The following is a 19,832-nucleotide window of genomic DNA, read 5'->3' as shown; positions in this document are numbered from 1 at the left end:
TTGTTCTTTTTTTGTTTTGAATGCTTTTCAGCGTAGTCGAATTGTAAAACGAACAGTTCTTATGGAAAATTCATAGTAGCTTGTATCATTTTTTTCTCCCTCCCTTAATATATATAAAATTAGCAAGCCATATCGAGTGGATTTTCTAACGAAAGGAAATGCAATTCTACTAAGAGTGAACTTCCACGGGCCAAACTCTTATAGGATTTGTAACGTATAGATACAATCCTTTAGAGCGGGGATAAAAGGGGGGACAAAAGTGATTGAAATTTGCTTCGAAGAAAAAAATGATGCTATGCACGTATATAAACAACTACTGAAAAGGGCGGAAGTGTTATATAAAGAAACGAGTGTGTATTTACAGGAACAAAAAGTTGTAATTCACATACCAGTATGTGAATCACACTATATTGAAAAGATTTTATTGCCAGTCATGGTATATTTCATTGTGAATGTGAAACAAAATGAGTGGATTTATACAATTTTAAAAGAAAAGTTTTTTTATGAAGAACAAGAAGAGTGTCATCAAATATTGCATATAGCACAAGAAGTTTTAAAGGGAAGAAGAAATGGGGTTGCTCGTGAGTTAACACGTTACACATTTGAATCGTATATTAAGTCTTCTTTAAATAATTGGCTTTGTGATCCGCTCTCATTCTCGTTTTCATCATATGTTCGTTTTCGTCTTCGTACATATAGGGAAATGGTAGCTAAGCTTACTGAAGTGGCAATTGATGAGTATAAGATGGAACAAGAATATCAAATGTTCATTGAGACGCTCCGGCAACAAGTTAGTAATCGAAAGTCACGTTTGTCCTGTATGCATCTTATTTTTGATGAAAGTTTTATTTTCTATGATGATAAAGGTAGACGTTTAAAACAGGAGAAATTGGTCCAATATATAGATGAAGATTTGCTAAAGCAAAAAGATGTATATATTGATACAAAAGTAATTGCACCACTTCTTTCTATTTCACCGAAAAAAATCTATTTGTATACGAAAGAACAAGACCATAATATGATTATTACTTTGCGAAACGTATTTCAAGAACGGATACAAATACACGGATTACATGAGTTTGAACGCAATGTGAAAAATTTAAAAAATAAAGGTAACGCCCTTGATTTTCTAAGTTTTTGAGCATATAATTACCTACATAAATGAAATATATTGAAATGTCATGATGAGGACATGAGTAGTTTTCTACGATTTTCAGAGAGGGAAGCCTTAGGGTGTGAGCTTCCTAGTACGGGATTATTACTTACCACCTCTAAACTTTAGCAGTGAACGATTTTTTTAGTAATTGCTAACGGACAACACCGTTATGTTGAACTTGAGCAATTAACAATCATGTTAATTGGAACAAGGGTGGAACCACGAATTCAACACTCGTCCCTTTTTACGGGATGAGTGTTTTTTATTTTGAGAAAAAGAGGAGTGACCAGTGATGGCAGATGTAGTTAAAATTACTTTCCCTGATGGAGCTGTGAAGGAGTTTCCAAAAGGCGTAACAACTGAAGAAATCGCAGCTTCTATTAGCCCAGGCTTAAAGAAAAAAGCTGTGGCTGGAAAATTAAACGATGAGATGATTGATCTTGTTACACCAATCGAAGAAGATGGTGCAGTTTCTATTATTACATTAGATTCTGAAGATGGCTTATACATTTTACGCCATTCAACAGCCCACCTTTTAGCACAAGCGTTAAAACGTTTATATAAAGATGTTAAGCTTGAGCTTGGCATTGGCCCAGTAATCGAAAATGGCTTCTACTACGATATTGATATGGAAGAAGCAATTACAGTTGAAGACTTCAAGAAAATCGAAAAAGAAATGCAAAAAATCGTGAACGAGAACTTAGAAATCGTTCGTCATGAAGTACCACGTGCAGAAGCACTTCGTCGCTTTGAAGAAATCGGCGATGAGTTAAAATTAGATTTAATTAACGATCTTCCAGAAGATGCAGTTATTTCAATCTATGAGCAAGGCGAATTCTTCGACCTTTGCCGCGGTGTTCACCTTCCATCTACAGGGAAAATTAAAGTGTTTAAATTATTAAGCGTTGCAGGTGCTTACTGGCGCGGCGATAGCAATAATAAAATGCTACAACGTATTTACGGTACTGCATTTGTTAAGAAAGCAGAATTAGATGAGCATTTACGTATGCTTGAAGAAGCGAAAGAGCGCGATCACCGTAAATTAGGTAAAGAATTAAAACTATTTACTAATAGCCAAAAAGTAGGACAAGGTTTACCACTTTGGTTACCAAAAGGTGCAACGATCCGTCGTATTATCGAGCGTTACATCGTTGATAAAGAAGCAAGCTTAGGCTATGATCACGTATACACTCCAGTACTAGGAAGCAGAGAGCTATATGAAACTTCTGGTCACTGGAATCACTACCGTGATGGTATGTTCCCATCAATGGAAATGGATAATGAAGAGTTAGTTCTTCGTCCAATGAACTGCCCTCACCACATGATGGTTTATAAAAACGATATTCACAGCTACCGTGAATTACCAATCCGTATTGCGGAACTTGGAACAATGCACCGCTATGAAATGTCAGGTGCGTTATCTGGATTACAACGTGTACGCGGAATGACTTTAAACGATGCGCACATTTTCGTACGCCCAGATCAAATTAAAGAAGAGTTAAAACGTGTTGTAAACTTAACTCTAGAAGTGTACAAAGATTTCGGTTTAGAGAACTATTCATTCCGTCTATCTTATCGTGACCCAGCAGATACTAAAAAGTACTATGCTGATGATGAGATGTGGGAAAAAGCACAAGGTATGTTAAAAGAAGCTATGGATGAAATGGGTCTTGATTACTACGAAGCTGAAGGTGAAGCGGCGTTCTACGGTCCAAAACTTGACGTTCAAGTTCGTACTGCTCTTGGAAAAGACGAAACACTTTCAACTGTACAATTAGACTTCTTACTTCCAGAACGCTTTGAATTAGCTTACGTTGGTGAAGATGGAAAACAACATCGTCCAGTTGTAATTCACCGTGGTGTTGTATCAACTATGGAACGTTTCGTAGCATTCTTAATTGAAGAATACAAAGGTGCATTCCCAACTTGGTTAGCTCCAGTTCAAGCACAAGTAATTCCAGTTTCTCCGCAAGTGCATTTAGACTATGCGAAGAAAGTACAAGATGAATTGCGCCGTGCTGGTATTCGTGTTGAATTAGATACTCGCGAAGAGAAAATTGGTTACAAAATCCGTGAAGCACAAATGCAAAAAATTCCGTACATGCTTGTAGTAGGTGACAATGAAGTAACTGAAAATGGCGTAAACGTACGTAAATATGGTGAACAAAAATCAGAAACAATCGCATTAGATGCTTTTGTTGACATGATTAAAGTAGAAGGAAAAAGATAAGAAAGAGCCGCGGTATACCGCGGCTTTTCTTTTTAATATAAAAGAGAAAAACTAGAAAAAATAACCATGTAACTCTTATCATAAAAAAGTATTGCATGTATGCTAGTTGTTTGTTACAATATTTCTTGTTGTTAGTAAAACACATCGCGTCTTCTTGACAGACGTCATGTCCTATGATAAACTCATCAAGGATAATAGAATATTGTTTTGTGGAACAAGTAGAAGCACCCGCTTCTCACCTGATGGACGCATTCGCAGTTAGCAGGTAAATGTATTTCTTACTTAAGATTTTACAAGTGTGGGTGTCGTATGCCCGCACTTTTTTTGTCGGGTTCTATGACTACAAAATATGTTCTGAGAAAACCTTGGAGGTGGCTTACTATTAGCAAGGATATGATGATTAACGAGCAAATTCGTGCACGTGAAGTACGTTTAGTTGGCGCAAATGGCGATCAACTTGGAATCAAGTCTCGTAATGACGCTTTAGACTTAGCTGCAAATCTTAATCTTGATTTAGTATTAGTTGCTCCAAATGCGAAACCGCCAGTATGCCGCATTATGGACTACGGTAAATTCCGCTTTGAGCAACAGAAGAAAGAAAAAGAACAGCGCAAAAATCAAAAAGTAATTAGCATGAAAGAAGTTCGTTTAAGTCCAACAATTGATGAACACGACTTTAACACAAAACTTCGTAATGCTATCAAGTTTTTAGAGAAAGGCGACAAGGTTAAAGCGTCAATTCGCTTTAAAGGACGTGCCATTACTCATAAAGAAATCGGTCAACGTGTTTTAGATCGCTTCTCAGAAGCTTGTGCTGAAGTTAGTACAATTGAATCTAAGCCTAAAATGGAAGGACGTAGTATGTTCTTAGTTTTAGCACCGAAAAACGATAAGTAATAGATAGAGGAGGAAATACCTATGCCTAAACAAAAAACTCATCGCGGCGCTGCAAAGCGTTTCAAAAAGACTGGATCAGGTAAACTGAAACGTTCTCACGCTTACACAAGCCATTTATTCGCTAACAAATCTACAAAAGCTAAACGTAAACTACGTAAAGCTGGTGTAGTAAGCGCTGGTGACTTCAAACGCATTCGTCAAATGCTTGACAACTTAAAATAAGTTCGGCTGATATATAGAACAATTAGGAGGTAATATTATGCCAAGAGTAAAAGGTGGTACAGTTACTCGTCAACGTCGTAAAAAAGTTATAAAATTAGCAAAAGGTTACTACGGTTCTAAAAATACATTATTCAAGGTTGCTAACCAACAGGTTATGAAATCTCTAATGTATGCATTCCGTGACCGTCGTCAAAAGAAACGTGACTTCCGTAAATTATGGATCACACGTATCAACGCAGCAGCTCGTATGAATGGTCTTTCTTACAGCCGCTTAATGCACGGTTTAAAAAATGCTGGCATCGAAGTTAACCGCAAGATGCTTGCTGACTTAGCTGTTCATGACGAAAAAGCTTTCGCTGAATTAGCAACAGTTGCAAAAAACAACATTAACTAATTAATTAGTTGAAACCTTAGAAGAATTTTCTTCTAAGGTTTTTTGTTTGTTTTCAAAGAGAAGTTTGAAGTGAATGAAGCTCTAAAGATTTATGGAAGCATCGTTATCGATATGACAAAATCAACATAAAAACTATAGTGATATAGAAAAATATACATATGAAGTCAGGAGAATTCTCCTGGCTTTTTTCAATTATGCTCGTTTGGAAAGAAGAGTATCTTTCCTAGCCGAAACGACACTGCTATAATGGAAAGATGATATGGAACTTTCATCAGATGAACAATATACGAGCGATGACTGAAACGTATTTGTAAATTAAGGACAAGCTATTTTATAAAGAGGTAGATAGCTGACTTATTCATAAGAACTGAAACATAATAATGAACTTTGAGATGAAACAACATTGTTGCATAAAATGCGATGTTGGAGGAGGACAATAGAATGGACTTACTACAACTATTTAAATTACAAAAAGAATTAGATGACCGTATTGCAAAAGAACATGACTTACAACCGAAAAAGTTGTTAAAAGAAAAAATGCTAGCTCTTCTTGTAGAAATTGGAGAACTTGCAAATGAAACACGCTGTTTTAAATATTGGAGCAATAAACCAGCATCAGAACGTGAAGTAATATTAGAAGAATACGTAGATGGTTTGCATTTTATTTTATCAATCGGAATCGATTTAGGTATTGATAAAAACTTCTTATTCTATAAATGTGCACAAACGAATAAAACACAAGTGGAAATTTTCTTAGACACATATGCGAAAGTAATTCGTTTTACAGATCAACCATCTATCACGAACTATATTGAATTATTTACAAGCTATCTTCGACTTGGACAAGCACTTGAATTTGAACAAGAAGAAATTGAAAAAGCGTATTTAGATAAAAATGAAGTAAATCATCAGCGTCAAACACAAGGATACTAATTTAATTTTTGAATATTTCAATTTCCTTTTGTATAATAAGGTGACTGAAGAAAAAGGAGGGTGTTGGCAATGACAAAATTAGACGCGACATTGACAATGCTAAAAGAGTTAACAGATGCACGTGGTATTGCTGGTAACGAGCGTGAACCACGTGAAGTAATGAAGAAATATATTGAGCCGTTTGCGGACGAACTTTCTACTGATAATTTAGGAAGTTTAGTTGCGAAAAAAGTTGGGGAAGAAAACGGCCCGAAAATTATGGTTGCAGGTCATTTAGATGAAGTTGGCTTTATGATTACGCAAATTGATGACAAAGGCTTCCTTCGTTTTCAAACAGTTGGTGGCTGGTGGTCACAAGTTATGCTTGCACAGCGCGTGACAATTGTAACGCGTAAAGGAGATGTAACAGGTGTAATTGGTTCAAAACCACCACACATTTTACCTCCAGAAGCTCGTAAAAAGCCAGTTGATATTAAAGACATGTTCATCGATATCGGTGCTTCTAGCCAAGAAGAGGCAATGGAGTGGGGCGTACGACCAGGAGATCAAGTTGTACCTTACTTTGAATTCCAAGTGATGAAGAATGAAAAAATGTTACTTGCAAAAGCATGGGATAACCGAATCGGTTGTGCGATTGCAATTGACGTATTAAAACAATTAAAAGATGAAAAACATCCAAACGTTGTATACGGCGTTGGAACTGTACAAGAAGAGGTTGGTCTTCGTGGTGCAAAAACATCTGCGAATTATATCAAACCAGATATCGCGTTCGCAGTAGATGTTGGTATCGCTGGAGATACACCGGGTGTAACGTCAAAAGAAGCGCAAAGTAAAATGGGCGATGGACCGCAGATTATTTTATATGATGCTTCTGTTATTGGACATACAGGTTTACGTGATTTCGTAGTTGATGTTGCTGACGAACTACAAATTCCATACCAATATGATTCAGTAGCTGGCGGGGGAACAGATGCAGGTGCGATTCACATTTCTGTAAATGGTATTCCGTCTATGGCAATTACGATTGCGACACGCTACATCCATTCGCATGCGGCAATGTTACACCGTGATGATTATGAAAATGCAGTGAAGTTAATTGTAGAAGTTATTAAACGTCTTGATAAAGAGGCTGTACATAACATTACATTTAATTAATAGAAAAAAGCGAAGGAGAATCTCCTTCGCTTTTTTATGTGTTAAAAAGGTCTTTCTAATCCTGCGGCAGTATGGGCCCCTAAAATAATTAAACGAGTTAATTGCATGGCCATAAAATGCGGGGTATATATCATCCCTCTTTTTAACCATGACATAATCATCCCGATGTGAGCCCCTGTCACATAACTAATTAGAATATCACGAGGAACCATAAGATCTTTATCATCTGGTTGTGAAATTGATAAGCTTAATGTTAAATGCGTTTGTATTGTTTTCATCATTTTATAAGAGTAGTTTCCTGCAGCTTTATCCCCGAGCATAACATTATAGAAGTTCACGTTTTCTGCGATGTGTTCGAACAGAGCCAAAAATGTTGGATGTGGTGAATCGAATGTAAGTTGAAAATCCTCTTTATTTTTATTTTTCGGTTTGATTACTTCTGCTAGCTTCTCTAACATTTCTTCAATGCTTTTGTCTAATAAGTCGTATTTATCATGGTAATGGCTATAAAATGTAGCGCGATTTACAGGAGCGCGTTCTGCGATATGTTGAACAGTTACATTTTCAAACCCTTTTTCGCCTACTAAAGCGACAAAAGCATCCTGTATGAGTTGTCTCGTCCGCTTTACACGTGGATCATTTGTATTTTTAATAGACATTTTACTTCTCCTCGTTTCATTTTATACACTTAAACAACAAATCGGTATTATATTGTTGTTTAAGCGACATTTCATACTTAAATTGTCGGTTGTAGATTCGAAATAATTATTTATAATTATAAACGATAGTCCTTTAGAAATCAGCACCACTCGCAGGTAGACGAAATCCGGTTTATGCTGCTGAAGGTGTGCTTTTTTTGTTTAAAGGTTAATATAATTAACAATTAAACAATATAAACAATAAGGATGTAAATAGTTTAGAAAAAAATTATATGCGATATAAGGAGAGGAATGCAATGAATCAGTTTCGAAGAATGGTGATTATCAACATTATCACATTAATTGTACTAGTTGGCGGCGGCATTGGCGGTTATTACTATTACAATCAAGCGGAAAACTATTTAAAAACAGAAAATGCAAAAATTGATGGAAAGGTAATTCCAATTGCTTCACCAGCAGCAGGTAAATTGACTGACTGGAAAGCTGAAGTAGGAAAAAACTACAATGAGAACGATAAATTAGGTGCTGTCACTGTAGCTGGAGCAAATGGGGAGCAAACGGTAGACGTAACAATTCCGCAAAACGCGACAGTTGTACAATCAAACGCAACGACAAATGCTTTCGTTGGAGCTGGTAGCCCAATTGCTTATGCATTTGATATGAACAATTTATGGGTAACAGCAAATATTGAAGAAACAGATGTTGACGATGTGCAAAAAGGTCAAGATGTAGACGTGTATGTAGATGCATACCCAGACACGACGTTATCAGGAAAAGTAGAGCAAGTTGGATTAACAACAGCGAATACATTCTCTATGTTACCATCAAGCAACGCAACAGCGAACTATACGAAAGTAACACAAGTGGTACCAGTTAAAATTTCTTTAGATCATAGTAAATCAGTAAATATTGTTCCTGGCATGAATGTGACAGTTCGTATTCATAAGTAAGGGGGAGATGAGATGTCCTCAATTGCAATTGCAGGATATGCACTATTTTGTATAATCGTCTTCTTCCTTGTAAATCGTCTTTTACGAAAGAAAAAAACGAACGTGGGAGAAGAACAAGTCCCAGCCGTAAGTAAAATAGAAGTAAGTAAGGTAGAAACAGAAGAAAAAGAAATTGAACGAAAGCAAGAAACAGAAATTTCTAATGTAGTTGAGTTAGAAACAGGTAAGCAAGAAGAAGTAAAACAAGAAAAAGAAATGCCGAAAAAACAAACGTCTATGCCTATAGAGAATGTGAACGTAAAAGCAGTTGTAACAGTATTAATTCTCGGGATGTTCGTTTCTATTTTAAACCAAACGATCATTAACGTTGCATTGCCTCCGTTAATGAATGAATTTAATGTATCAACTTCAACAGCACAATGGTTAATTACAGGCTTCATGCTCGTAAATGGTATTTTAGTACCGATTAGTGCCTTTTTAGTTTCGCGATTTACGTATCGTAAATTGTTCGTAGCGGCAATGTTATTCTTCACGGTAGGATCTATCATTTGTGCTACTTCAGGAAACTTTACAATGATGATGACGGGCCGAGTGATTCAAGCGGTTGGAGCGGGTATTTTAATGCCGGTTGGTATGAATATTTTCATGACATTATTCCCGCCTCATAAGCGAGGAGCAGCTATGGGATTACTAGGGGTAGCGATGATTTTAGCACCAGCTATCGGACCAACTGTAACAGGATGGGTAATTGAAAACTATAGCTGGAACTTAATGTTCTACGGAATGTTTGTGATTGGTTTAATTATTACTTTCCTATCTTTAAAATTCTTTACACTAGCTCAGCCGGTATCTAACACAAAGCTAGATGTATTCGGTGTTATTAGTTCAAGTATTGGACTAGGTAGCTTATTGTATGGATTTAGTGAAGCGGGAAATAATAGCTGGACTAGTGCAGAGGTTGTGATATCACTTATCATTGGTGTAGTAGGTATTGCAGTATTTATTTGGAGAGAGCTAACAACGGACAATAAAATGCTTGATTTACAAGTGTTTAAATATCCAGTATTTACTTTTACTTTAGTAATTAACGCAATCGTAACGATGGCATTATTCGGAGGTATGTTATTACTTCCAGTATATCTACAAAATATTCGTGGCTTTACGCCAATTGAATCTGGTTTACTACTTCTTCCAGGATCATTAATTATGGGGATCATGGGACCAGTAGCAGGTAAATTATTCGATAAATATGGCATTCGTCCATTAGCGATAATTGGATTGGCAATTACAACTTATGCGACATATGAATTTACAAAATTATCGATGGATACACCGTATAGCGTTATTATGACGGATTATATTATACGTTCAATTGGTATGTCATTCATTATGATGCCAATTATGACAGCTGGTATGAACGCGCTGCCGATGAAATTAATTTCTCACGGTACAGCAACGCAAAATACGTCAAGACAAGTAGCTGGTTCAATTGGAACAGCGATCTTAATCACACTTATGACGCAACAAACGACTGCTCACGTAGCGGATTATGGCAACATGTTAACAACGTCAAATCCAATTTTAGTTGATAAAGTACATGGTATGGGCCAAAGCTTAGCGGCTTTAGCTGGATCAGCTCAAGCGGGAGATGCGATGAGCACGCAACTACTATTTGGACAAATCTCAAAGCTATCTGCAATTAACGGTATTAACGATGCATTCTTAATTGCAACGATACTTGCGGGTATTGCTTGGGTGTTATCGTTCTTCTTACCATCAGGCAATAAACCAAATAGAAAAGCAGGGAATTAATTTCCCTGCTTTTTTGTGTTTTTTATGTAGTTAGATATAAAAGATGATAACTAGTTACAGGGCACAATCCTGTTATAACCAAAATCGTCCCCATAGAACGAATACTTGATATTTGTCTGCCACTTATAATAGCTACTAGTCCAGCTAATGAGAAGAAGCACCAATATAAAGTTCCCGAAATTGGAACCATTCCCTCTAAATCTATTCCATAACCTATACAAATGATAGGAACAACGATAAGTGATATGCTAATTAAACCAGCTATAACGATAAGTGATTTTCGATATTTAATTCCGGCAGCAATTAAATAAATGCCAACGATGCCTTCACATAATAGCAAAATAGGGGCTAAGATAAGCCAAATAAATAAACCGGTAGATTCCATATGTAATAACTCCTTAATGAATAAAATATGAATCAGGCATGGACAATAGCTGCAAACAGTCCTATTGAGAAAATAATGAGTCCCATGTTGCGTATACTCTTAATTTTTGAATGTACCTCATTCAATCCTGCTAATAAACCAGCTAGAGAGAAAAGCATCCAATATAGGACAGGTGGAATGTGGAGAACGTTCTCTCCATTGATACCTTTGTTTAAAAAAAGTAAAAGGCATTATAACGAATGAAAAGCAAATAATCCCCATTAAGGTAACAAGTAATTTCCGATGTTTAATTTCTGTTACCATTAAAAAATACCACCAGCAATCCCGCATAGTAAGAGAAGTGGCGTAAAAAGCATCCAAATAATACTGAACATATGTAAACTCTTTTATGTGAATTAAGTTATATTTTACTACATGAGGTTTATTTTGGATATTATTAATAAAATCGAAAAATAGTTATTGGCGATTTGAAAAGCTAGAGGATAGTGTAACGAAAATTATACTGACGCCTGTTCTAACTTCCGGTGAAGAGGGAGAAAAGAAAACGAATTATCGAAAAGTGCTAACAGAAGAGGAGTTTGAAGTTGTTATAAAAGAGTGAAAGAGGTATCGTGATGATACCTCTTTTTAACTTAAGAATGCTAACATATTATTCATAATATGAAATAACATAGCTGGAATAATGGATTTTGTTTTTTTGCATAAAATAGCCATTAATAATCCCGTGAAGAAAGTAATTACCATTACTCCGAGTGAGTATGTATGAGCGATACCAAAGAAGAAACTTGTTAAGACTGCTGCAATCCAAAATGGAAAGCGTTCAGAGAAAAAGTGGAGTAAAAAACCACGGAAAATAAGTTCTTCAAAAATTGGGGTGAGTATCGCAAAGCCGATAAGTAATAATATTTGATACTGTTCAAATACGTCTAAGTTTAGTGCAGAAGCTTGTTGCTTTGTTGCGTCTTGGAACACATATTTTAAAAAGATATAATTGAGTACGATGCTTATAGCGAAGAAAAGAAGTAAGTATACGTATGTGCGCCATTCTTTCAGTGCTTTAAAATTAAAAGATTTTAATAGTAAATTTTTTGCGGGTTCGAATTTAAAAATGAAGAATAACAACACGGTTAGTTGTAATCCGATACTTGCAGTATTTGCAATAGATTCATACAGGGCAATTTGTTTTTTATTTTCGAGTCCGGCTGTATAAATTGTTAAGGGCATTGCGAGGAACACAGTAATGAGTCCAGTTCCGAAAAAAGCAAATAAAACGGAGCTAATGAATTGTCCCCATGACATAGAGTATTTCTGTTCATAAGGAAGTTGTGTAGTGGGTTGCATATGTAGAATCACCTCTTTATATTTGTATATATAATTGTAAGGTGTTTTCATTCTGGATGTAAGATTAAAATATTACATCCAGAATTGTATTTTAAGAAAAAATAAAAGAGGTATCACCCTATAGTGATGCCTCTTTCTCATTGATAACTATGTTCTGCCTTGTTATTTGATTTCGATTGCTCTATTTGCAATTCACGCTCTACCAATTGATCTAATTGCTGAATTGCTTTTAGTGCCTTTTCATAAGAAATCGTTCGGTAATGGTGTGCTCCGCCCGGTTCTTCATCGGCTTCATCTGCCCACTTAATAATGTTTTGTAGAGGTGTTCTTTCAAGTGATTGTTCTACTAGGAAAGAATCAGTATGCAATAGAATTGCAACAGAAATTTCTTTTGCTAGTTTTGGATGTTCTCCTAGTCTAATAAGCAACTTGTGAGCTCTTTCCGCTCCTTTAATTGCATGTATATCATTCTTTTTATATAAGTCATAGTCCCATTCGCCGCCTGTGTACCATGTATGATGTCCGATATCGTGAAGGAAACCGGCTTTTGTCGCAGCATCGACTGAGGCGTGATGCTTTTTGGCTAAGTGAAACGCATGGTAAGCGACAGCAATCGCGTGGACCATTCCAGAACGGTTCACATATTTTTGGGTAATGTGGTGTTTAAAAACTTGTTCAAGCGTAATACGTTGCATAAAACATTCACTCCTTTTATCTAATGATGTATATGAAGAAAAATCGATCGGTTTAAATGTATTTTGAACATTGTACTCCATCAATCAGCGTTAGTAAAGTAGAAATGTTTAGGAGAAGAAAAATTTTATAGACATAAAAGGTCACCTTAGTTTTTTCTAAGGTGACCTTTTATTGTTTATTTTTTTAATCCTTGTTCTAGTGTTTCTAACATTTCGTGCTTTTCATTTTCATCAGCGTTTTTCCAAATGACTTCGAATAAAACACCAAGACCTGGAAGCATTTTTTCTTCACCGCTTTGAATTGCATCGACAATCGTTTCTTGTAATTGATCTTGTGAATTTCCAGATACATTTGCTAATACAGCACCGCGTAAATTAAAACTCATTGCTTTCACCTCTTCTTCAGAATTGAAACTGACGTTAGTTTTTGTTCTTTTTTATGTAAATATGTATGAAAAATAGGCTATAATGATAAGACAAGAAGAGAGGGAAATACATATTATGAAAAACATTGATTCAGTACAAAATCCGCGTGTGAAGCAGTGGAAAAAGCTGCAGACGAAAAAAGAGCGCGATAAAAAAGGTTTATTTTTTGTAGAAGGATTCCACTTAGTTGAGGAAGCTTTAAAAGCAGGAGTTGTAACAGAACTTATCGTTTCTGATCAGACAGATCTTCCGAAAGATTGGACAGTTAATGATGTGGAAATGTATATCGTACCTGAAGCAATCGTAAAAATACTTCGTGAAACAGAAACGACGCAAGGTGTGTTTGCTGTTTGTGAGAAGCATGAGAAAGAAGTAGCTCTTACTGATGGGAAATTCCTTTTATTAGATGGCCTGCAAGACCCAGGTAATTTAGGAACAATTATTCGTACAGCTGATGCAGCTGGTATTCACGCCGTTGTGCTTGGAGAAGGTTGTGTTGATGTTTACAATAGTAAAGTACTCCGCTCTACACAAGGTTCTATTTTCCACTTACCAATTGTAAAAGGGAACTTAGAAGAATGGGTAGACAAGTTAAAAGAAAATAACGTTCCTGTATATGGAACAGCTCTTGAAAATGGAGTTCCGTATGGGGAAGTAACACCAGCTGGCAGTTTTGCATTAATTGTTGGAAATGAAGGAAATGGCGTACGCCAAGAAATTCTTGCAAAAACGGATCAAAACTTGTATATTCCGATTTACGGCGGGGCAGAATCATTAAATGTTGCGGTTGCAGCAGGGATTTTAACGTATTATTTACAAAGCCTGGTTGCGAACAAATAAAAAACTTCTTATAATAAGTTGAAGTATATTATATTAAAAGTTAAATAACGAAAAACGTTGATAGAGAAGAGTAACTTACAAAATCGCCATATAGGGAGAGAATGCCTTAGACTGAAAGCATTCTTATGGTAGACGGAAGTGAATTCACCTCTGGAGTTGACGCCAGGACCATGTATATGTAAAGGCGTTCCGGTCAGAATTGATCGTTATAAATAATGAGTGGGCAGACTTGTTCTGTCAATTTAGGGTGGTACCGCGAATTTACCTCGTCCCTTTTTGGGAGCGAGGTTTTTTTATTTTTAAAATTAGGAGGGTTCCAAATGGAAGCACGTTTAAAAGAGCTAAAGCAAAAAGCGTTAGAGCTTATTGAAGAAGCGAAAGAGCTAAAGGGCTTAAATGACGTACGCGTAGCGTATTTAGGGAAAAAAGGCCCAATTACAGAAGTATTACGCGGCATGGGAAAATTATCAGCGGAAGAGCGTCCACGTATGGGAGCATTAGTAAATGAAGTACGTGAAGCGATTCAAACGCGTCTAGATGACAAAATTGGTAACTTAGAAAAAGCAGTAATTGAAGCGAAATTAGCTACTGAAACAATTGATGTTACCTTGCCAGGTCGTCCTGTTGAAACAGGTTGTCACCATCCGTTAACAGCTGTTGTTGAACAAATTGAAGATGTATTCATCGGTATGGGTTATGAAGTAGCTGAAGGAACAGAAGTAGAAAAAGACTACTACAACTTCGAAGCATTAAACTTACCGAAAGATCATCCAGCACGTGATATGCAAGATACATTCTACATTACAGAAGAAACGTTACTACGTACGCATACATCTTCTGTGCAAGCACGCACGATGGAAAATAACAAAGAAAAAGGCCCAATCAAAATTATTTGTCCTGGTAAAGTGTATCGCCGCGATGACGATGATGCGACGCATTCACACCAATTCATGCAAATTGAAGGTCTTGTAATTGATAAAAACATTCGTATGAGTGACTTAAAAGGTACACTGCAAGTATTCGTGAAAAAGATGTTCGGTGAAGACCGTGAAATCCGTCTTCGTCCAAGTTTCTTCCCATTCACAGAGCCATCTGTAGAGATGGATATTTCGTGTATGATGTGTCACGGTAAAGGTTGTGGCACTTGTAAAGGAACTGGCTGGATTGAAATTTTAGGCGCAGGTATGGTTCACCCGAACGTACTTGAAATGGCTGGTTATGATTCAAAAGAATATCAAGGTTTCGCATTCGGTATGGGCGCAGAACGTATCGCAATGTTGAAATACGGCGTAGATGACATTCGTCATTTCTATACAAATGACGTACGTTTCTTACAACAATTCAAACGAGCGTAAGGGAAGGAGAGGATAAATATGTTCGTATCATATCGTTGGTTACAAGAGTATGTAGATATTAAAGATGTAACAGCACAAGAACTAGCAGACAAAATCACGAAAAGTGGTATTGAAGTAGAAGGTGTTGAAGTATTAAATAAAGGTGTAAAGGGTGTTGTAGTTGGTCACGTATTAGAGTGTGAAAAACACCCAGAAGCTGATAAGTTAAGCAAATGCTTAATCGATATCGGTGAAGAAGAACCAGTTCAAATTATTTGTGGTGCTGCTAACATTGCAAAAGGTTTAAAAGTACCAGTTGCAAAAGTTGGCGCTGTACTTCCTGGTAACTTCAAAATTAAAAAAGCAAAACTACGCGGTGAAGCTTCTCATGGTATGGTTTGTGCTCTTCAAGAGCTTGGCATTGATGGAAAGTTAGTTTCAAAAGAATACGCAGATGGTATCTTCATCTTCCCAAGTGACGCTGAAGTTGGTGCAGATGCACTTGAAATTTTAAACTTACATGATGAAGTACTTGAGCTTGGTTTAACACCAAACCGTGCAGATTGCTTAAACATGTTAGGTGTTGCATATGAAGTAGCTGCTATTTACGGCCGTGAAGTAAAACTTCCAGCTATCGACTTACAAGAAACAGCAGAAAAAACTTCTGACTACATTTCTGTAAGTGTAGAAGCGAAAGAAGAAAACCCATTATATATTGCAAAAATGGTGAAGAACGTAAAGATTGGTCCATCACCAATGTGGATGCAAACGCGCCTTATGGCAGCTGGCATTCGTCCAATTAGCAATGTAGTTGATATTACAAACTACATTTTAATGGAATACGGTCAACCGTTACATGCATTCGATTACGATAAATTAGGTTCAAAAGAAATCGTTGTTCGTCTTGCAAAAGAAGGCGAAAAAATTGAAACGTTAGATGATCAAGAGCGTACGTTACAAGAACATCATCTTGTAATTACAAACGGCACAAAAGCTTTAGCGGTTGCTGGTGTAATGGGCGGAGCTGATTCTGAAGTTACAAATGAGACGGTAAACGTTTTAATCGAGTCTGCATACTTTGCAGGTCAAACAGTGCGCCGTACATCAAAAGACTTAGGTCTTCGCAGTGAATCAAGTGCACGTTTTGAAAAAGGAATCGATCCAACACGTACGTTTGAAGCAATTCAACACGCAGCTGCTTTAATGGCGAAATATGCTGGCGGAGAAGCACTTGAAGGTGTAGTAGAAGCTGATAACTTACAAGTACAAGAGCGTACAGTATCTGTTACGGCTGAAAAAGTAAACCGTGTATTAGGTACAGATATTTCTGCAAGTGAAATGGGTACAATGTTCACAAACTTGAAATTCCCATTCACAGAAGTAGAAGGAACATTCCATGTAAATGTACCAGCACGTCGTCCTGATATTACAATTTCAGAAGACCTAGTAGAAGAAGTGGGCCGTCTGTATGGGTATGATCACATTCCAGTTACATTACCTTCTGGAACGATGACACGTGGTAAATTAACATCAGCACAAACGAAACGTCGTAAAGTACGTCGCTTCTTAGAAGGTGCTGGTTTATATGAAGCAATCACATATTCATTAACAAGCGCTGACAAAGCGAAACAATATATGGTTGAGCCGAACGAAAAAGCTCCTGTAAACCTTGCGCTTCCAATGAGTGAAGAGCGTAGCCAACTTCGTTTAAGCTTAGTGCCACAATTGTTAGAAGCAGTTTCATACAACGTTGCACGTAAAAACGACAGCGTTGCTTTATACGAAGTAGGTTCTATCTTCTTACCGACAGAAGAAGGAGAACTTCCGAAAGAAGAACAACATCTTGCAGGTGTTATGACAGGCCTTGCTCTTCACCATGCATGGCAAGGTGAGAAGAAAGTAGTAGACTTCTTCGTTATGAAAGGTGTGCTAGAAGGATTATTCGACGTACTTGGCGTTGCAAACCAAATCGCATACGCACCAGCAAAACGTGAAGGTATGCACCCAGGTCGTACAGCTGACATCGTATTAGATGGGGAAGTAATTGGTTTCATCGGTCAATTGCACCCTGAAGCAGAAAAACAATTAGATGTGAAAAATACATTCGTATTCGAACTATCTCTTGTAAAAGTATTCGGTGCAGACGTGGAAGAAACTTACTACGCAGCAATTCCACGTTTCCCATCTATGACACGTGATATGGCTGTTGTTGTAACGAAAGAAACAAAAGCTGGCGAAATGAAGCAAGTCATTGCTGAAGCTGGTGGAGAACTTCTGAAAGACGTAACACTATTCGACTTATACGAAGGTGAAAAAATGGAAGAAGGCAAGAAATCACTTGCATTCTCTATGACTTACTTCGATGCAGAACGTACGTTAACAGACGAAGAGGTAACAGAAGCACATAACCGTGTATTAACAACGGTAGAAGAGAAATTTGGTGCGGAGTTACGTAAGTAATAAGAAATTGCCGGATCTATTCCGGCAATTTTTTTTATGATGCGATTGTCGATATATTATAAAAATTGCCGATATATTTGAAGTTACGGTCGATATATTGCGAAAATCGCTGATATATTTTCTGGTGTCTTGCATCTTTCCCTCGAATGTAGTACATTAATTTTAGTTTAACAAAATGAAAGACGATGATAAGGAAAAGTAGTATATACTATAATCCATAGCGAGTCAGGGACGGTGAGAGCCTGATGAGGCGGTATATGTGAAGAACACCTTGGAGTTGCTAACCGAAATTGAAACTTGTATTCAAGAGTAGACTTAGACGGGAATCCGGCCTGTTACAAACCGGGAAGTATGTATTACATACGAGTTAAAGTTGGTCTTTATGACAAATTGGGTGGTACCGCGAAGTTTAACCTTTCGTCCCTTTATGGATGAAAGGTTTTTTTGTATTTAAATATATCAGCAAAGGAGAATTTCACTATGGAAAACACATTAGTAAAAAGTCTGTATAGAGATACAGAAAAGTATGCAGATCAAACAGTACAAGTATCAGGGTGGATTCGTAACTTACGTGATTCAAAAGCATTTGGTTTCATCGAATTAAACGACGGTAGCTTCTTCAAAAGCGTTCAAATCGTATTCGATACTGAATTAGAGAACTTCAAAGAAATTGCAAAACTTCCACTTAGCTCTTCAGTTAAAGTAGAAGGTAAAGTAATTGCAACGCCTGGAGCAAAGCAACCATTTGAAATTAAAGCAGAAAAAATTGATATCGAGGGCTTATCAGATTCTGATTACCCACTTCAAAAGAAGCGTCATACGTTTGAATACTTACGTACAATCGCTCACTTACGCCCAAGAACAAATGCATTCTCTGCAACGTTCCGCGTACGTTCTATCGCAGCATTTGCGATTCACCAATTCTTCCAAGAGCGTGGATTCGTACATGTTCACACACCAATCATCACTGGTAGTGATACAGAAGGTGCTGGCGAAATGTTCCGCGTAACAACGCAAGATTTAAACAACGTATCAAAAGGTGAAGATGGACAAGTTGATGAATCAAAAGACTTCTTCGGTAAAGAAACAAACTTAACAGTAAGTGGACAGCTGAACGCTGAAGCTTATGCATTAGCATTCCGTGATGTATACACATTCGGACCTACATTCCGTGCGGAGAACTCAAACACAACTCGCCATGCAGCTGAGTTCTGGATGGTTGAGCCTGAGATTGCATTTGCTGAATTAGGCGATGTAATGGATCTTACAGAAGATATGCTGAAATATGCAATGAAATATGTATTAGAACATGCACCAGAAGAAATGGACTTCTTCAACAGCTTCGTTGATAAAACAGTTCTAGAGCGCATGAACAATGTGATTAACTCTGACTTCGGTCGTATCACTTATACAGAAGCAATTAAAGTACTTCAAGAATCAGGTGCTGACTTTAAATACCCAGTAGAATGGGGTATTGACTTACAAACAGAGCATGAAAGATACTTATCAGAAGAAATCTTCAAACGCCCTGTATTCGTAACAGACTATCCAAAAGACATTAAAGCGTTCTATATGCGTATGAATGAAGACGGTAAAACAGTAGCTGCTACTGACCTTCTAGTTCCTGGCATCGGCGAATTAATCGGCGGAAGTCAACGTGAAGAAAGAATGGACGTTTTAGTAGACAGAATTAAAGAATTAGGTATGAACGAAGAGGACTACTGGTGGTACTTAGAACTTAGAAAATACGGCGGTACAAAACACGCTGGATTCGGTCTAGGTTTCGAGCGCTTCCTAATGTACATCACTGGTATGGCTAACATCCGTGACGTAATTCCATTCCCAAGAACTCCAGGTTCTTCTGAGTTTTAAGATATAAAAAAGCGAGAGCAACTGCTCTCGCTTTTTTTATTGAGAAAGGTTGTAATTGCAACCTGAACTTT

Annotated in this window: 18 protein-coding genes, 2 pseudogenes and 4 other annotated features; of the genes and pseudogenes, 14 read left to right on the top strand and 6 right to left on the bottom strand. The window is 37.1% G+C overall.

From position 1 onward, the window contains the following. Positions 1 to 259 precede the first annotated feature (259 nt). The 7 genes from ytxC (at position 260) to JDS98_RS09640 (ending at position 6,987) form a co-directional block, all read left to right on the top strand. Positions 260 to 1,141 (top strand): putative sporulation protein YtxC, encoded by an 882-nt coding sequence (gene ytxC, locus JDS98_RS09670; protein ID WP_199633837.1) that lies wholly within the window; start codon positions 260 to 262, stop codon positions 1,139 to 1,141. A 31-nt stretch (positions 1,142 to 1,172) separates the two neighbouring features. After that, positions 1,173 to 1,401, top strand: a binding site (T-box leader). 47 nt (positions 1,402 to 1,448) lie between these two features. Continuing rightward, positions 1,449 to 3,386, top strand: coding sequence for a threonine--tRNA ligase (gene thrS, locus JDS98_RS09665; protein ID WP_000786076.1), 1,938 nt, complete (start codon positions 1,449 to 1,451; stop codon positions 3,384 to 3,386). Positions 3,387 to 3,596: 210 nt separating this feature from the next. After that, positions 3,597 to 3,717: a sequence feature (ribosomal protein L20 leader region), on the top strand. Positions 3,718 to 3,779: 62 nt separating this feature from the next. Beyond that, positions 3,780 to 4,283 (top strand): translation initiation factor IF-3, encoded by a 504-nt coding sequence (gene infC / locus JDS98_RS09660; protein ID WP_000973214.1) that lies wholly within the window; start codon positions 3,780 to 3,782, stop codon positions 4,281 to 4,283. Positions 4,284 to 4,304: 21 nt separating this feature from the next. Beyond that, positions 4,305 to 4,505, top strand: a complete 201-nt coding sequence (gene rpmI / locus JDS98_RS09655; RefSeq protein WP_001125945.1) for a 50S ribosomal protein L35 — start codon at positions 4,305 to 4,307, stop codon at positions 4,503 to 4,505. 37 nt (positions 4,506 to 4,542) lie between these two features. Beyond that, on the top strand, positions 4,543 to 4,899 hold the full coding sequence (gene rplT / locus JDS98_RS09650; RefSeq protein WP_001138362.1) for a 50S ribosomal protein L20: 357 nt from the start codon (positions 4,543 to 4,545) through the stop codon (positions 4,897 to 4,899). Positions 4,900 to 5,340: 441 nt separating this feature from the next. Next, positions 5,341 to 5,832 carry a dUTP diphosphatase gene (locus JDS98_RS09645; protein ID WP_000365050.1) on the top strand — a complete coding sequence of 164 codons (492 nt, stop codon included), beginning with the start codon at positions 5,341 to 5,343 and terminating at the stop codon, positions 5,830 to 5,832. 69 nt (positions 5,833 to 5,901) lie between these two features. Then, positions 5,902 to 6,987 (top strand): M42 family metallopeptidase, encoded by a 1,086-nt coding sequence (locus JDS98_RS09640; protein ID WP_000163548.1) that lies wholly within the window; start codon positions 5,902 to 5,904, stop codon positions 6,985 to 6,987. Positions 6,988 to 7,028: 41 nt separating this feature from the next. Here JDS98_RS09640 and JDS98_RS09635 read toward each other — a convergent pair whose 3' ends face one another. Beyond that, positions 7,029 to 7,646 (bottom strand): TetR/AcrR family transcriptional regulator, encoded by a 618-nt coding sequence (locus tag JDS98_RS09635; protein ID WP_000023657.1) that lies wholly within the window; start codon positions 7,644 to 7,646, stop codon positions 7,029 to 7,031. Between the two features lie 296 nt (positions 7,647 to 7,942). Between JDS98_RS09635 and JDS98_RS09630 the strand changes: the two genes are divergently transcribed. Continuing rightward, positions 7,943 to 8,596 carry an HlyD family secretion protein gene (locus JDS98_RS09630; protein WP_001071409.1) on the top strand — a complete coding sequence of 218 codons (654 nt, stop codon included), beginning with the start codon at positions 7,943 to 7,945 and terminating at the stop codon, positions 8,594 to 8,596. 12 nt (positions 8,597 to 8,608) lie between these two features. Further along, a complete protein-coding gene (locus JDS98_RS09625) occupies positions 8,609 to 10,408 on the top strand; it encodes a DHA2 family efflux MFS transporter permease subunit (protein ID WP_000094770.1) in 1,800 nt (599 codons plus the stop codon). A gap of 22 nt (positions 10,409 to 10,430) precedes the next feature. On the opposite strand, the gene JDS98_RS09620 is transcribed toward JDS98_RS09625, so the two are convergent. Together JDS98_RS09620 and JDS98_RS09615 are read right to left on the bottom strand one after the other, a co-directional pair. After that, on the bottom strand, positions 10,431 to 10,793 hold the full coding sequence (locus JDS98_RS09620) for a hypothetical protein (protein WP_052943355.1): 363 nt from the start codon (positions 10,791 to 10,793) through the stop codon (positions 10,431 to 10,433). Positions 10,794 to 10,806: 13 nt separating this feature from the next. After that, positions 10,807 to 11,167 (bottom strand): annotated as a pseudogene (locus JDS98_RS09615) (ammonia permease). A 62-nt stretch (positions 11,168 to 11,229) separates the two neighbouring features. Here JDS98_RS09615 and JDS98_RS30580 point away from each other — a divergent pair. After that, positions 11,230 to 11,394, top strand: a pseudogene (locus JDS98_RS30580) (DUF4179 domain-containing protein); the annotation flags it as partial. A gap of 26 nt (positions 11,395 to 11,420) precedes the next feature. Here the strand turns inward: JDS98_RS30580 and JDS98_RS09610 are convergent. The 3 genes from JDS98_RS09610 to sspI form a co-directional block, all read right to left on the bottom strand. Then, positions 11,421 to 12,134: a CPBP family intramembrane glutamic endopeptidase gene (locus JDS98_RS09610; RefSeq protein ID WP_016109172.1), complete on the bottom strand. Its 714-nt coding sequence runs from the start codon at positions 12,132 to 12,134 to the stop codon at positions 11,421 to 11,423. Positions 12,135 to 12,271: 137 nt separating this feature from the next. After that, a complete protein-coding gene (locus JDS98_RS09605) occupies positions 12,272 to 12,829 on the bottom strand; it encodes an HD domain-containing protein (RefSeq protein ID WP_001189003.1) in 558 nt (185 codons plus the stop codon). Positions 12,830 to 13,005: 176 nt separating this feature from the next. After that, positions 13,006 to 13,215, bottom strand: coding sequence for a small acid-soluble spore protein SspI (gene sspI / locus JDS98_RS09600; protein ID WP_000009509.1), 210 nt, complete (start codon positions 13,213 to 13,215; stop codon positions 13,006 to 13,008). 82 nt (positions 13,216 to 13,297) lie between these two features. Here sspI and JDS98_RS09595 point away from each other — a divergent pair, with 82 nt between their 5' ends. From JDS98_RS09595 to asnS, 4 genes are all read left to right on the top strand, one after another. Continuing rightward, on the top strand, positions 13,298 to 14,095 hold the full coding sequence (locus tag JDS98_RS09595; RefSeq protein WP_141555941.1) for a TrmH family RNA methyltransferase: 798 nt from the start codon (positions 13,298 to 13,300) through the stop codon (positions 14,093 to 14,095). 48 nt (positions 14,096 to 14,143) lie between these two features. Then, positions 14,144 to 14,372: a binding site (T-box leader), on the top strand. A gap of 43 nt (positions 14,373 to 14,415) precedes the next feature. After that, the gene (gene pheS / locus JDS98_RS09590; protein ID WP_000388217.1) at positions 14,416 to 15,450 is read left to right on the top strand and encodes a phenylalanine--tRNA ligase subunit alpha; all 1,035 of its coding nucleotides are present in this window, start codon (positions 14,416 to 14,418) and stop codon (positions 15,448 to 15,450) included. 18 nt (positions 15,451 to 15,468) lie between these two features. Then, the gene (gene pheT, locus JDS98_RS09585) at positions 15,469 to 17,889 is read left to right on the top strand and encodes a phenylalanine--tRNA ligase subunit beta (protein ID WP_052943357.1); all 2,421 of its coding nucleotides are present in this window, start codon (positions 15,469 to 15,471) and stop codon (positions 17,887 to 17,889) included. Between the two features lie 176 nt (positions 17,890 to 18,065). Further along, positions 18,066 to 18,317 (top strand) — a binding site (T-box leader). A gap of 52 nt (positions 18,318 to 18,369) precedes the next feature. After that, a complete protein-coding gene (gene asnS, locus JDS98_RS09580; RefSeq protein WP_000432185.1) occupies positions 18,370 to 19,761 on the top strand; it encodes an asparagine--tRNA ligase in 1,392 nt (463 codons plus the stop codon). The last annotated feature ends 71 nt before the right edge of the window (positions 19,762 to 19,832 follow it).

Origin of the sequence: Bacillus cereus group sp. N11 (genome assembly GCF_016483605.1) — a bacterium.
In the GTDB taxonomy this organism is placed as follows: domain Bacteria; phylum Bacillota; class Bacilli; order Bacillales; family Bacillaceae_G; genus Bacillus_A; species Bacillus_A toyonensis.
The sequence above is the reverse complement of the archived record's forward strand: the minus strand, read 5'-3'. Positions and strand labels throughout refer to the sequence as shown.

What these genes read in the sequence shown, in the direction of transcription:
- thrS (WP_000786076.1), top strand. Translation starts at nt 1,449, where the DNA reads ATGGCAGATGTAGTTAAAATTACTTTCCCTGATGGAGCTGTGAAGGAG.
- infC (WP_000973214.1), top strand. Translation starts at nt 3,780, where the DNA reads ATGATGATTAACGAGCAAATTCGTGCACGTGAAGTACGTTTAGTTGGC.
- rpmI (WP_001125945.1), top strand. Translation starts at nt 4,305, where the DNA reads ATGCCTAAACAAAAAACTCATCGCGGCGCTGCAAAGCGTTTCAAAAAG.
- rplT (WP_001138362.1), top strand. Translation starts at nt 4,543, where the DNA reads ATGCCAAGAGTAAAAGGTGGTACAGTTACTCGTCAACGTCGTAAAAAA.
- JDS98_RS09645 (WP_000365050.1), top strand. Translation starts at nt 5,341, where the DNA reads ATGGACTTACTACAACTATTTAAATTACAAAAAGAATTAGATGACCGT.
- JDS98_RS09640 (WP_000163548.1), top strand. Translation starts at nt 5,902, where the DNA reads ATGACAAAATTAGACGCGACATTGACAATGCTAAAAGAGTTAACAGAT.
- JDS98_RS09635 (WP_000023657.1), bottom strand. Translation starts at nt 7,646, where the DNA reads ATGTCTATTAAAAATACAAATGATCCACGTGTAAAGCGGACGAGACAA.
- JDS98_RS09630 (WP_001071409.1), top strand. Translation starts at nt 7,943, where the DNA reads ATGAATCAGTTTCGAAGAATGGTGATTATCAACATTATCACATTAATT.
- JDS98_RS09625 (WP_000094770.1), top strand. Translation starts at nt 8,609, where the DNA reads ATGTCCTCAATTGCAATTGCAGGATATGCACTATTTTGTATAATCGTC.
- JDS98_RS09620 (WP_052943355.1), bottom strand. Translation starts at nt 10,793, where the DNA reads ATGGAATCTACCGGTTTATTTATTTGGCTTATCTTAGCCCCTATTTTG.
- JDS98_RS09610 (WP_016109172.1), bottom strand. Translation starts at nt 12,134, where the DNA reads ATGCAACCCACTACACAACTTCCTTATGAACAGAAATACTCTATGTCA.
- JDS98_RS09605 (WP_001189003.1), bottom strand. Translation starts at nt 12,829, where the DNA reads ATGCAACGTATTACGCTTGAACAAGTTTTTAAACACCACATTACCCAA.
- sspI (WP_000009509.1), bottom strand. Translation starts at nt 13,215, where the DNA reads ATGAGTTTTAATTTACGCGGTGCTGTATTAGCAAATGTATCTGGAAAT.
- JDS98_RS09595 (WP_141555941.1), top strand. Translation starts at nt 13,298, where the DNA reads ATGATAAGACAAGAAGAGAGGGAAATACATATTATGAAAAACATTGAT.
- pheS (WP_000388217.1), top strand. Translation starts at nt 14,416, where the DNA reads ATGGAAGCACGTTTAAAAGAGCTAAAGCAAAAAGCGTTAGAGCTTATT.
- pheT (WP_052943357.1), top strand. Translation starts at nt 15,469, where the DNA reads ATGTTCGTATCATATCGTTGGTTACAAGAGTATGTAGATATTAAAGAT.
- asnS (WP_000432185.1), top strand. Translation starts at nt 18,370, where the DNA reads ATGGAAAACACATTAGTAAAAAGTCTGTATAGAGATACAGAAAAGTAT.